This window comes from Blastopirellula retiformator (assembly GCF_007859755.1).
GTDB lineage: Bacteria > Planctomycetota > Planctomycetia > Pirellulales > Pirellulaceae > Blastopirellula > Blastopirellula retiformator.
The window spans coordinates 591,346-603,359 of sequence record NZ_SJPF01000004.1; the positions used below are offsets into that span (position 1 = coordinate 591,346).

The following is a 12,014-nucleotide window of genomic DNA, read 5'->3' on the forward strand; positions in this document are numbered from 1 at the left end:
TTGAGTAAGATGTTGTTACAATGACCGATCCACACCAACAACCCGAGATCGACCTGGAGCGTATCCAAGGCGAACTGCTCGATTCGCTGGACGAAGAGTTCGAGGCCGAGCTGGAAGATGCGCTCGAGGAAGAGCGACGCGAATTTAGCGACGATGGCTCGCGTATTCCGCGTAAAGTCTACTTTCGCGAACTGCTGCGACTGCAGCGTGAGTTGATCAAGCTGCAAGACTGGGTCGTCGCCCACAACGTCAAAGTGGCGATTCTGTTTGAAGGCCGAGACGCGGCGGGAAAGGGGGGCGTGATCAAGCGGATCGCCCAACGCCTGAATCCTCGCGTCTGTCGCGTCGTCGCCTTGCCGGCGCCGAGCGAGCGGGAACAGTCGCAATGGTATTTCCAGCGGTTTGTTCCTCACCTGCCCGCCGGGGGCGAAATCGTGTTGTTCGATCGCAGTTGGTACAACCGGGCTGGCGTCGAACGAGTGATGGGTTTCTGCTCGGACCATCAGTACGAAGAATTCTTTCGCTCGGCGCCCGAGTTTGAGCGGATGCTGGTGCGCTCGGGCATATACCTGATCAAGTACTGGTTTTCGATCTCCGACGAAGAGCAGCAGTTCCGCTTTCAATGTCGGATCGACGATCCGCTGAAACAATGGAAGCTAAGCCCGATGGACCTGGAGTCGCGGCGCCGCTGGGAACAATACACCGTCGCGAAAGAGCGGATGCTGGAAGAGACCAGCATCGAAGAGGCGCCCTGGTGGATTGTCGAAGCGAACGACAAGAAACGGGCCCGCCTGAACTGCATTCACCACCTGTTAGAACTGCTTCCGTATCGCGAAATCCCCAAAGATCCGGTGACTCTGCCATCGCGGCACCACAGTGACGACTATGTCCGCAAACCGCCACCGCCGGATGCAGTTGTCCCCAAAATCTATTAAGAAAGACAACCACGATTCACGGGTCGCGTCCTCTAACCCGGGGATAACAGTAACGGGCTTTCCTTTAGGCGAATTACCAAAAATCGCCCGAGAAATAGACCGAATTTCTTCCCTCCTTGCCCTTGCTGTCGACTGCTGACCGGTTATCCTAGACCGCTGCTGAGACGAAGTCTCAGTACGCCCTAGCGTCATCTGCCAGAGATTAGCCAACCCATCGCTCTGGGTCCGCCAAATCTAGCCGCACCGCTCGACCGGCTGAAACTCCCTCCCCCGATTTTCCCACGAGGAGACTCCGATGACTCCTGATGTCCGCTCCCGCCAGCGCGTTGGCTTTACTCTGGTTGAACTGTTGGTTGTGATCGCAATCATTGGCGTGTTGATCGCGCTGCTGTTGCCGGCCGTGCAACAAGCCCGCGAGGCGGCGCGGCGGATGAGTTGCACCAACAACATGAAACAGCTTGGCTTGGGTCTGCACAATTATCACGATACGTACGGACGATTGCCCATCACGCAGGAGACTGTCACGGAGACGAGCGGCCAGAAACGCGCCTTGGCCAGTTGGTCGCGAGCCATCCTGCCATTTATCGAACAAGGGAACATCAGCGACGCCTGGGACGACGACGTCAATTACGGAATTGCGCCCAACGCCCAGTTGAACCAAACGCCGATCTCCGCCTACAAGTGTCCGACTTCGCCCGCCGAAGAAGTCGGCACGTGGAAAGTGACCGGCGACTATGACAACGATCTGGCCGCTGACGAGGATTATCTCGCAGGCGTCGCCGAGTATTCGGCCTCGTCCCATCTGTACGACGGGACTAACTACACGACCGGCATGATGGACTACAAGGGAGAGGTGTCGAAACGCTTCCGCGACGTTACTGATGGGCTGACCAATTCGATCATGCTGGGCGAAGCTTGCGGCGGCCCCGATAAGTTTTATGCCGACAAGGTGAAAACCGGATCGCTGCACAAGGATCGCTTTCATCATTGGGCCGGGCAAAATCGGATCTCGTTTCGTCGCTTCTCAGTCGATGGAGTCACCCGCTTTGGCGGCAACTGCCTGGTCAATTGCAGCGGAGAAGGCTCGAACCTGTTCAGTTGGCATCCTGGCGGGGCGAACGTAACGCTGGGAGACGCCTCGGTCCGGTTTATCCCTGAAACGATCGACGTCACGACGCTGGAACGACTGGTCGCGATCCAAGATGGCGAAGTGGTGGGCGAGTTTTAATTCCCGTTCGCCTTCGGAGTTCGACGCCCCCCCTCTCTCTCTCTTAGCGAAGCGAATATCGTAATGCACTATCGAATTTTTCTGCTGCTGTTAGCCGCCGGGCCGCTGTTGGGCTGTGGAAAACAACCGTATGACGACGGCCTGACGAAGCATCAAGTTACCGGCGTCGTGACGGTCAACGGGCAACCGCTCGACCACGTTATCGTTCGATTTCAAAGTACCGATTCCACTGTCACCGGAAACGCAGCGCAGCCCGTTGGTTTTACCGACTCCGCAGGCAAATACGCCATGTCGACGAGCGGCGACAAAGATGGCGCAGTGGCCGGCGAGTATGTGCTGATGTTCCTCCGCAATGACCCAAATTCGGACTCGGGCAACGACATCTTCCGCAATCGCTTTACCAATCCAGCCCAATCGAAGCACAAGGTCACCGTCCCTGACCATGACTTGGAAGTTCCGCCGATTGACCTCGATATTCCCCCGCAATGGCTGACGACGCCGCCACGCAAAGGAATCGAAGACTAGATCAACCGCCCCGTGGAACGCGAATGAGATTGCTCGCGCGAAGAATCTGGCTCAAGGTTCATCTTTACCTCGGTCTGACGGCCGGGCTGGCGTTCGCCCTGGCGGGCGTGACCGGCAGCATTCTCGTTTTCGAACGCGCCTTCGACGAGCAATTGAACTCCGCCATGATGCTGACCGAGCCGCAGGGATCGCCTCGCTCGCTCGACGAAATCATCGGTTTGGCACAGGCCGAATTCGCCAATCATGGACGAATTGATCGCATCACGTTGCCGCGGACCGACTCTAGCGTCTATTCGCTTCGTTTTGTCGCCAAGTCTTCCTCAGAGCAGAAGAGACCAACCGAAGTTTATTACGATCCCTACACCGCCGAAGCGCTGGGGCATCGCCCTCAGCAAAGCGGACTGATCGCCTGGATCTATGATCTGCACGCCCGGCTGCTAATGGGCAAGAATGGGCGCATGTTAATGGGGGTGATTGCGGCGACGGTCCTCGTTTCGATCGTCAGCGGCGTCGTCCTATGGTGGCCGCTGCAGAAAGGGGGCTGGCGAGTCGCGTGGGGAATACGCCCAGGGAAATTCAACTTTGACCTCCACAAAGTGAGCGGCCTGCTGTCGCTCCCCCCGTTGTTTTTGGTCGCGTTTACCGGCGTCTACCTTGGCCTACCTTTCGTTATCAAGCCGGTCGTCGGGATGTTCTCGGCCGAGACGAAATATCCGCGAAACGTCACCTCGAGCGCCACCCCGACTTCCGACGGTCCGATCGGCGCCGATCGCGCCGCCCAGTTGGCGCTTGCCGAGATGCCAGGTTCCGAGATCCTGTTGGTAGACCTGCCGCAGAAATCGGACGGCGTCTACAAGGTATTTCTCCGCCAACCGGGTGAAGTCGGGCAACTGCGTGGGGCAGGGCGGATCTGGCTCGATCAATACAGCGGCCAATTGCTCCAGACGCGCGACTGGAACCATTTCACGTTTGCCGATACCTATTATCGCATCCAACTGGCGCTGCACTGTGGCGACGCGTTTGGCACGGGGGGGCGACTGCTCGTTTTTGTCGTTGGATTTGTTCCTGCGATCCTTTACCTGACCGGTTTTCTGCTGTGGTGGCGAAAAAAGAGATCCCGCCGGCGGCAATCGCCACGTACACAAACGACAGGGTATGCCCAAAAAGCCCCACACCGTTAGATGCAGCGCCCACCTGGCGACAAAGGCCCGCTGCCGCTGCTCAAGCGCGTCGCGTTCGAGCGATTCTGGCGGAAGATAGGTTTTCGGTTTGTTGCCGGTACTGTCGCTCATAGCGGGCACTCAGATTCTCGCTCGGGCGAACTCCAGCGCCCCGGATCGCGGCTCTCCGGAACGAAGAGGGGCGAGAGCCGTACACCGACAAGACGAACGTAATGCGGCGACACAAGGTATCGAAGTCACCGAGATTCAGCAGCTGAACTTCTTCGCCGGGGGCAGATTGCGAGAAATCGGGAGCAACTGGGGGCACAGAGTTGGTCATCGACGAGAAATCTGAAAGGAGAAGGTGGGTGCTGGACTGGCCCCCACCTTAGCGGCGAATCCTCGTAAAGGAAACCAATTTCCCACCGACAAATTCTCCCCACTTTTTCCTTATCAGCGGCCGCCCAGATTTGACTCTTCCCCGGTTTGGGCGACAATCTCCTCCACAGTGCGAAAAGTCGCAACAATCGGCACTTATCGGCATCCAAGATTGGATGGGAAGCGAAGCCCGCGGACTTCACCCCACAGCCAACAGCAGCCTGCCCCCGTTCCGCGGGATGCGTTTCCCTTGGTTTTGCCGGGCGACAACCGTCTCGACGGCGGCTCGGCAACTTGACAGCAGCCGCCAATACCGGTATCCTGACCGGATTGCGACTGACACTAAGTTGTGTGCTTGAAACAGTTTTCGCCTCTTTCACGCAGAAAAAGGGGTGAAAATGACCGGGGAAGTTGCAGGCTGACTCAGCGTGAGACGGCATGGCCGAAGTTAGCTTGAAACGAGTAAGCAAGTCTTACTCCACCAATCACCCCGCGGTTCGCGACTTGGATTTGGAGATCGCCGACGGCGAGTTCCTGGTTCTGGTAGGTCCCAGCGGGTGCGGTAAAAGTACCACCTTGCGGATGATCGCCGGGCTAGAGGACGCCACCAGCGGCGAAATCTGGATTGGCGGGCAAAACGTCACTCACGTGGCGCCCAAAAACCGCGACGTGGCAATGGTGTTCCAGAACTACGCTTTGTACCCGCACATGACGGCGTACAAAAACATGGCGTTTGGCCTGGAACTCCGCTACGGCGGCAACTGGCTAGAGCGGCTGGCAAGACGCATCGTGCGTCCCCAAGCGGCGAAAGAGTTGGAAGCCCGTCGTCGGGAGATTCCGCAGCGGATTGAGGAGACGGCCCAAACCTTGGGTATCTCTCAGCTTCTGCAGCGTCTGCCGAAAGAGTTGTCTGGTGGCGAGCGGCAACGCGTCGCCCTGGGCCGAGCGATCGTTCGCGATCCGCAGCTGTTCTTGTTCGACGAACCTTTGTCGAACCTGGACGCCAAGTTGCGGGTCGAAATGCGACGAGAGCTAAAACAACTGCACCGCCAGTTGTCGGCCACCATCGTTTACGTTACCCACGATCAAGTGGAAGCGTTAACGCTGGGAGACCGAATTGCGGTGATGAAGGATGGAGTGATTCAACAGGCGGCGGCGCCAATGGAGGCCTACCGCAACCCAGCGAATCGCTTTGTCGCGAGTTTCCTCGGCTCTCCGCCGATGAACCTGATTCGCGGTCAGATCGAGCGATCTGACCTGCAAATCCGATTTGTCGGCGGCGGGCTGTCGATTGACGTGACGCAATCGGGTTTCGACCCGGCGGCACTGGACCAGCAGGAAGTCGAACTTGGCGTACGACCGGAAGATGTCGCCTTGTTCGCCGACGAGGCGCCTGAGCGATTGGCCGATCTGGGCTTGATCGACGCAGGCCAAGCCGACGTCAACCTGGTCGAGTCGCTGGGGGATGCGGAACTGGCGCATTGTCGATTGACAGGCTCGACGCAAGAATTGGCTGTGAAGGCGGATGCTCGGATCGGAACCCCTCGGGGTAAGGTCCAGCTGGCCGTTTCGCCCGATCAGCTCCATTTGTTCGCTGCCGACGATGGTCGCAACCTGCGATTGTCGCCAGCGAAGTAAACCCGATTTTTTCCAGAAACCGGGGCTCGTCGTTTTGCTCGGCTGTTAGGCCGGGCAGGGCGGAGGGTGTCGGTTATTTGGTTTTTGGTCTGAGGTCTCCGCCCCTGCGAGACCGACTGAACGCCAATTTCGGTGAAGGTGAAGGAAACATGAACCCGTCCGAGGTATTGCGGATCGTTGACGCGATTCACCGCGACAAGAATATCGACAAAGAGGTCGTATTCCAGGCGATTGAATCAGCGCTGGTGTCCGCTACGCGCAAGTACCACTCGGAAGAGTCGGAAGTGGTGATCAACATCGACCGTCAAGACGGTTCGATCTCGGGCCACATTGACGGCGAGCCGGTCGATCCGGAAGAAACGGTCGGTCGCATTGGCGCTCAAACCGCCAAGCAGGTGATCATCCAGAAGATCCGCGAAGCCGAGCGGGACTCGCTGCACGACGAATATGACGAGATGGTTGGCCAAATGGTCAACGGTACGGTCCATCGCGCCGAAGGCGGCGCCGCGATCGTCGCCTTGGGCAACGTCGAAGCGATCCTTCCCAGGTCCGAGCAGATCCCGGGCGAATCGTTCCACGCCAACGACCGCGTCCGCGCGATCGTGTTGGAAGTTCGCAAGCAAGGGAGCCGCGTCAAAGTGGTGCTGAGCCGCGCCAACAAGCGGTTCGTTCAACGCCTGTTCGAGCAGGAAATTCCGGAAATCTCGGACGACGTCATCGACATCAAAAACATCAGTCGCGAACCGGGCTACCGCAGCAAGGTCGCCGTCGACAGCAGCGATCAGCGCGTCGATTGCGTCGGCGCCTGCGTCGGCGTCCGCGGCAACCGAATCAAAAACATCGTGGACGAATTGTCGGGCGAACGGATTGATATCGTTCGCTGGACCGACGATCCCGAAACGCTAATTCCCAACGCGCTGCAGCCGGCCGAAGTGGAAGAAGTGATCCTCTGCAAGATGATGGGACGGGCGATCGTCCTGGTGCGAGAAGATCAGCTTTCGCTGGCGATCGGCCGTCGCGGACAAAATGTCCGTCTGGCGAGCAAGCTGTGCGGATGGGATATTGAAATCATGCTTCGCGAAGAACTCGAGGAGCAAATCGAACGTGCGGTGACCGGCTTCATGCAAATTGAAGGGATCACCGATAGCGTCGCCGAACAATTGGTCGGCGAAGGCTTTTTGTCGTACGACGACCTTTCGGTGATCGAATCCGACGCCCTGATGGCGATGGGAACGTACACCGAAGACGAGGTCGAACGGATTCGCGACGACGCGGAAACGCGCGGCATGGAAGCGGAACGGGCGCTCGAAACCGAACGACGCCGCAACCGCTCAGAACAACAAAATACTGGTGCAGCGCCGACCAGCGCTCCGCCGGCGACGCCGTCGACTGGCGAAGGGGAAACCCCCGCGGGAGGCGCGTCATAGCGATGTGTATGACGCATAATCTCATGTCGCACGACGAAATCAACATTTATCACCGTCGCCTTGTCGGCGGCGGAAGCGTAACGCCACGGCTCTTTGAAGGTTGCCCAAAGAGCTACTCCACTAGCGGAGAAAACGGGATGACATAAGCGGTAACCGTAAGCCCGAGGCCAAATCGTTCGCCCGGCAATGACAGGAAGGCCAAAGTGCCCATACGTATCTACGCTTTAGCGAAAGAGCTCGATATCGACAGCAAAGAGCTGGTCGAAATCTGCAATCGCGCCGGCGTCACCGGCAAAGGCTCTGCGCTTGCCAGTTTGACCGACGACGAGCTCGACAAAGTTAAGTCCTACATCTCTGGCGGCGGCAAGAAGCAAGAACGCAAGTCGAAGGCGACCGGCGAATCGAAGGAAGCGGCGATCAAACAGCCGATTCGCGACGAACGCCCCGCTCCGACCGGCCGTCCGAAAGAGATTCGGACCATTCGTACCGGCAACGCTCCGTTGGCCGTTCACGGTCGCTCCTCGCGACCGGCCGAACCCGACGTAGAGGAACTGCCGGCCGAAGAGCCGACCGCCGAGGAAACGACCGCGCAAGCGCCGGTCGCCGAAGCGCCCACCTCCGAAGCGCCCACCTCTGATACGCCCACCTCTGATACGCCGGTCGAGGAAGCTCCCGTCGCCGAAAAGCCCGCGAAACCAGTCGCGGACGAACCGGCCGAGCAACCCGTAGCCGCCGAGGCTCCGAAAGAAGCCAAGAAGTCCGCCGATCAGGACGCCTCGGATAGCGACTTCACGCCGATGCGCCGCGGCGACTACATCGCCCCGGGCGGTCCTGGTCGCAATAAAGTCCGCGTTCTCGGGGGCGGTCGCAGTTCCGACCAGGGAGACGCCGGAAAGCGCGATTCGAACAAGCCGAAGACGACCGCGCCGACGACCCGCGTCAAGTTCGCCGCGATGCCGACTCCGGCAACTCCGCCAACTTCGCAGGCCAAGAAGTCGGGCGAACCGGCTCCGCAAAAGCCGATCATGCAGCTTCCCAAGGAAGCCATCCAAGGCGCCAAGGCGGGGCAGAAAGCGCCGCTGGAAGAGTTCACCAAGCAGCACGAGAAAAAGCGGAAAGACAAAGAACGCCGTCCGGTTGAAATCGGATCGACCGATTCGGACGATAGCGGCGGTACGGGAGATCGTCGTCGCACCAAGTCGAAGGGTCTGGCCGGCATGGCTGGAGGTCGCGAAGCTCGCGCCGCCGGTCGTCGCACCAAGCGTCCTGGCGAAATGGATTCCGACTTGGGCAATCGCATGCGGCGACGCCCTCGTTCGCGCACGACGCGGAAGGGAGTCAACACCGCCGCGCCGCGTAAGTCGGCCGTCGAACTTGAATTGCCCTGCTCGATCCGCGACTTCTCCGAAGCGACCGGCGTCGCCACCGTCAAGATCCTGCGGACCTTGATGACGCTCGGCACGATGGCCAACATCAACACGATGATCGACACCGAAACCGGCGAGTACTTGGCCGCCGAACATGGCGTAGAGATCAATCTGAAGGACGCTTTGTCGATTGAAGACGAAGTGATCACCAAGATTGAAGAGATCGAAGACGATCCCGATACCTTGCAAGAGCGTCCGCCGGTCGTCACCTTCCTGGGTCACGTCGACCACGGTAAGACGTCGCTCATGGACAAGATCATCGATAAGAACGTCGTTTCGGGCGAAGCGGGCGGCATCACGCAGCACATTCGCGCCTACATCGTCGACAAAGACGACAAGCAGATCGCGTTCGTCGATACGCCCGGTCACGAGGCGTTTACCGCCATGCGTGCTCGCGGCGCCAACGTTACCGACATCGCGGTGCTGATCATCGCCGCCGACGACGGCATCATGCCGCAAACCGAGGAGGCGATCAGCCACGCGCAAGCGGCCGAAGTGCCGATCATCGTCGCGCTCAATAAGATCGACCTGCCGGGCGCCAATCCCGACAAAGTGATGCAGCAGTTGTCGCAGCACGGCTTGTTGCCGACCGAATGGGGCGGCGACGTCGAAGTGGTCAAAACCAGCGCCATCAGCGGCGAAGGGATCGACTCGCTGTTGGAAACGATCTTGCTGACCGCCGAACTGCACGAATACACGGCCAACCCCGATCGCCCCGCGGTCGGCGTCTGCCTGGAATCGGAGCAGGAATCGGATCGCGGCGTGTTGGCCAAGGTCATCGTCAAGAACGGGACTCTCCGCGTTGGCGACATCGTCGTCTGCGGTTCGTCGCATGGCCGCGTCAAAGCGATGTACGACACGCTCAACCCGCGAAAGCGTCTGACCGAAGCGACCACGTCGACCCCGGTCAGCATCGCCGGTCTCGATCAAGCGCCCGGCGCCGGCGACAAGTTCTACGTCCTGGACGACATCGCCCAGGCGCGAGAAATCGCTACATTGCGGGCCGATCGCAGCCGCAGCGAATCGCTCGGCACGCATACCGTCAAGGTTTCGTTCGACGAGTTCCAGAAGCGTCGCGAAGAGGGAACCCTCGGCAACAACGAAGCGGCTGCGACCCTCAACATCATCGTCCGAGCCGACACCCGCGGTTCGATCGAAGCGCTCCAGAAAGAAATGGAGAAGCTGGATCACCCCGAAGTCAAGGTTCGCACGCTGCAAGCGTCGGTTGGCGCCGTGTCGGTGGCCGACGTGACGTTGGCCGATGCGTCGGACGCGGTGATCATCGCGTTCAACGTCATCCCCGACGAAGCGGCTCGCTCGCTGGCCGACGACAACGGAATCGAAATTCGTCGCTACAACATCATTTACAAAGCGACGGAAGAGCTTAAAGCGCTGCTCGAAGGCCGCCTGAAGCCGGAAGAGCGAATCAACGAACTGGGTCGCGCCTTGGTGCAACGCGTCTTTGTGGTCAGCCGTTTGGGCTCGATCGCCGGTTGCCGCGTGCTGGGCGGAACGATCGAACGTGGCTGCCGTATTCGCGTCAATCGCGATGGCCGCACGATCGGCGACTACCCGCTGGAATCGTTGAAGCGTGAAAAGGATGACGCCAAGGAAGTCCGCGAAGGCTACGAATGCGGTATGAAACTGCAAGGCTTCAACGACATCAAGGACGGGGACATCCTGGAAGCGTACAAGGTCGAAGAGATCGCACGTACGCTCGACTAATCAAACCGGTCGAGCGACGCTATTGGGGCGTCGCTCGACGAAACGACCTACGAAGCCGCTTCGGCTTCGCCCGGCCTGCGCCGCGAGATGCGACCCCATTTCGCGGCGTCGTCGCCTAGACCCCGACGCAGGCCAATCGCCGGAAAATAAACATGAGTTCACGTCGTCTATTAAAAGCCGCCTCGGCTATTCGCGAAGTCGTCAGCATGGCGATCCTGACCGAGCTGCGCAATCCGCGCGTCTCGGGCGTCACGGTCACCTGCGTCGAAATGTCGCCTGACATGCGCCAAGCCAAGGTGCACGTCTCGATCATGGGGAGCGAAAAGAAGCAGGAAGAATGCATCGACGCGCTGCAGCGATCGGCGGGCTTCCTGCAAGCCAAGATCAACGATCGGATCGAAACGCGCTACACGCCGCGGCTCGAATTCGTCATGGACAAGGGCGTCAAGCATTCGATCGAAGTGGCCCGCATCTTGCGCGACGTCCTGCCGCCGGAAGATGGGAATGACGACGATGGGGACGACGCCCCGTCCGAGACGCACGACGACTAAGCGAAATCGACACACGCAGGCGTTCGCCTTAGAAACACACCACGGGAGCATACGACGTAATCGCCATGGCCGCTACCACCCGCGCCGGTCTCATCACCGCCAGCCACAAAGTCGTAAAGAAACATTACACGCCGGCCGAACTCGACAACCGACCGCTGCTCGAGCAGTTGGCGTTCGCCGCCATCCTGGAGAACTCGCCGCGGGCCGCGGCCGAGCAATGCTTCGAGGTGCTGACCGGCAACTACTTCGACTGGAACGAAATCCGCGTGACGTCGTTGGTCGAACTGTCGGAGGTCTGCTCGAAGCTGCCGCAGCCGGAAGCCGCGGCCGCCCGGCTGAAGTCGATCCTGCAAAACGTCTTTGAATCGCTTTACACCTTCGACCTGGAAAGCCTGAAGAAGCTGAACCAGGGGAAAGCGATCAAGCAGATCGAGCGTTTCACCGGCGTCAGCCCGTTCGTCGTCGGCTACGTCACCCAAAACGCCCTCGGCGGACATGCCGTGCCGACCGACGACGCCCTCGTCGAACTGATGCGAGTCGTCGGCGTGGTCAGCGACGCCGAAGCGAAAAAGAAATCGGTCCCCGGCGTCGAACGCGCGATTCCCAAAACGAAGGGGGTCGAGTACAGCTCGCTGATCCACGAGTTGGCGGTCGACTTCATGGTCAGCCCATTCTCCAAGAAGGTCCGCGACCACATTCTGGAGATTTCGTCCGACGCCAAGAAGCGATTCCCCAAACGCGCCCCCGCGAAAGATGAAACGGCCGAAGCCGCTTCGGCGAAAAAGTCGGCCAAGGGAGCAAAAAAATCGGCCAAGACCGCCGAAGCCAAACCGACCAAGAAAGCCCCGCCCAAGAAGAAGACGGCCGCCGTCGAGAAAAAGGCGCCGCCGGTAAAGAAGACCGCCAAAGCGGCCGACAAGAAACCAGCGGAAAAGAAAGCGGCCGAAAAAAAGCCGACCAAGAAAAAGATCGCGAAGAAATCGTCGGCCGCCATCAGCAAGCGCAAGCCGAAGTAATCGG

The 12,014-nt window shown here is 59.5% G+C and carries 9 protein-coding genes; all 9 read left to right on the top strand.

Annotated elements, in window-relative coordinates:
* Positions 1-20: 20 nt before the first annotated feature.
* The 9 genes from ppk2 (at position 21) to Enr8_RS18385 (ending at position 12,010) form a co-directional block, all read left to right on the top strand.
* Positions 21-935: a polyphosphate kinase 2 gene (gene ppk2, locus Enr8_RS18345; RefSeq protein ID WP_146434251.1), complete on the top strand. Its 915-nt coding sequence runs from the start codon at positions 21-23 to the stop codon at positions 933-935.
* A 295-nt stretch (positions 936-1,230) separates the two neighbouring features.
* Positions 1,231-2,163, top strand: a complete 933-nt coding sequence (locus Enr8_RS18350; protein WP_146434253.1) for a DUF1559 domain-containing protein — start codon at positions 1,231-1,233, stop codon at positions 2,161-2,163.
* 63 nt (positions 2,164-2,226) lie between these two features.
* Complete coding sequence (locus tag Enr8_RS18355; protein WP_146434255.1) at positions 2,227-2,688, top strand: hypothetical protein; 462 nt, start codon at positions 2,227-2,229, stop codon at positions 2,686-2,688.
* 23 nt (positions 2,689-2,711) lie between these two features.
* Positions 2,712-3,869, top strand: a complete 1,158-nt coding sequence (locus Enr8_RS18360) for a PepSY-associated TM helix domain-containing protein (RefSeq protein ID WP_146434258.1) — start codon at positions 2,712-2,714, stop codon at positions 3,867-3,869.
* 795 nt (positions 3,870-4,664) lie between these two features.
* Positions 4,665-5,864 carry an ABC transporter ATP-binding protein gene (locus Enr8_RS18365; protein ID WP_146434260.1) on the top strand — a complete coding sequence of 400 codons (1,200 nt, stop codon included), beginning with the start codon at positions 4,665-4,667 and terminating at the stop codon, positions 5,862-5,864.
* Positions 5,865-6,013: 149 nt separating this feature from the next.
* Positions 6,014-7,291 carry a transcription termination factor NusA gene (gene nusA / locus Enr8_RS18370; RefSeq protein WP_146434262.1) on the top strand — a complete coding sequence of 426 codons (1,278 nt, stop codon included), beginning with the start codon at positions 6,014-6,016 and terminating at the stop codon, positions 7,289-7,291.
* A 203-nt stretch (positions 7,292-7,494) separates the two neighbouring features.
* Positions 7,495-10,443 (top strand): translation initiation factor IF-2, encoded by a 2,949-nt coding sequence (gene infB, locus Enr8_RS18375; RefSeq protein WP_146434264.1) that lies wholly within the window; start codon positions 7,495-7,497, stop codon positions 10,441-10,443.
* A 152-nt stretch (positions 10,444-10,595) separates the two neighbouring features.
* Positions 10,596-10,994 carry a 30S ribosome-binding factor RbfA gene (gene rbfA, locus Enr8_RS18380; protein WP_146434267.1) on the top strand — a complete coding sequence of 133 codons (399 nt, stop codon included), beginning with the start codon at positions 10,596-10,598 and terminating at the stop codon, positions 10,992-10,994.
* Between the two features lie 65 nt (positions 10,995-11,059).
* Positions 11,060-12,010, top strand: a complete 951-nt coding sequence (locus Enr8_RS18385) for a hypothetical protein (RefSeq protein WP_146434269.1) — start codon at positions 11,060-11,062, stop codon at positions 12,008-12,010.
* Positions 12,011-12,014 lie beyond the last annotated feature (4 nt).

Excerpts from the sequence above, each read along its gene's own strand:
- ppk2 (WP_146434251.1), top strand. The coding sequence starts at position 21 with ATGACCGATCCACACCAACAACCCGAGATCGACCTGGAGCGTATCCAA.
- Enr8_RS18350 (WP_146434253.1), top strand. The coding sequence starts at position 1,231 with ATGACTCCTGATGTCCGCTCCCGCCAGCGCGTTGGCTTTACTCTGGTT.
- Enr8_RS18355 (WP_146434255.1), top strand. The coding sequence starts at position 2,227 with ATGCACTATCGAATTTTTCTGCTGCTGTTAGCCGCCGGGCCGCTGTTG.
- Enr8_RS18360 (WP_146434258.1), top strand. The coding sequence starts at position 2,712 with ATGAGATTGCTCGCGCGAAGAATCTGGCTCAAGGTTCATCTTTACCTC.
- Enr8_RS18365 (WP_146434260.1), top strand. The coding sequence starts at position 4,665 with ATGGCCGAAGTTAGCTTGAAACGAGTAAGCAAGTCTTACTCCACCAAT.
- nusA (WP_146434262.1), top strand. The coding sequence starts at position 6,014 with ATGAACCCGTCCGAGGTATTGCGGATCGTTGACGCGATTCACCGCGAC.
- rbfA (WP_146434267.1), top strand. The coding sequence starts at position 10,596 with ATGAGTTCACGTCGTCTATTAAAAGCCGCCTCGGCTATTCGCGAAGTC.
- Enr8_RS18385 (WP_146434269.1), top strand. The coding sequence starts at position 11,060 with ATGGCCGCTACCACCCGCGCCGGTCTCATCACCGCCAGCCACAAAGTC.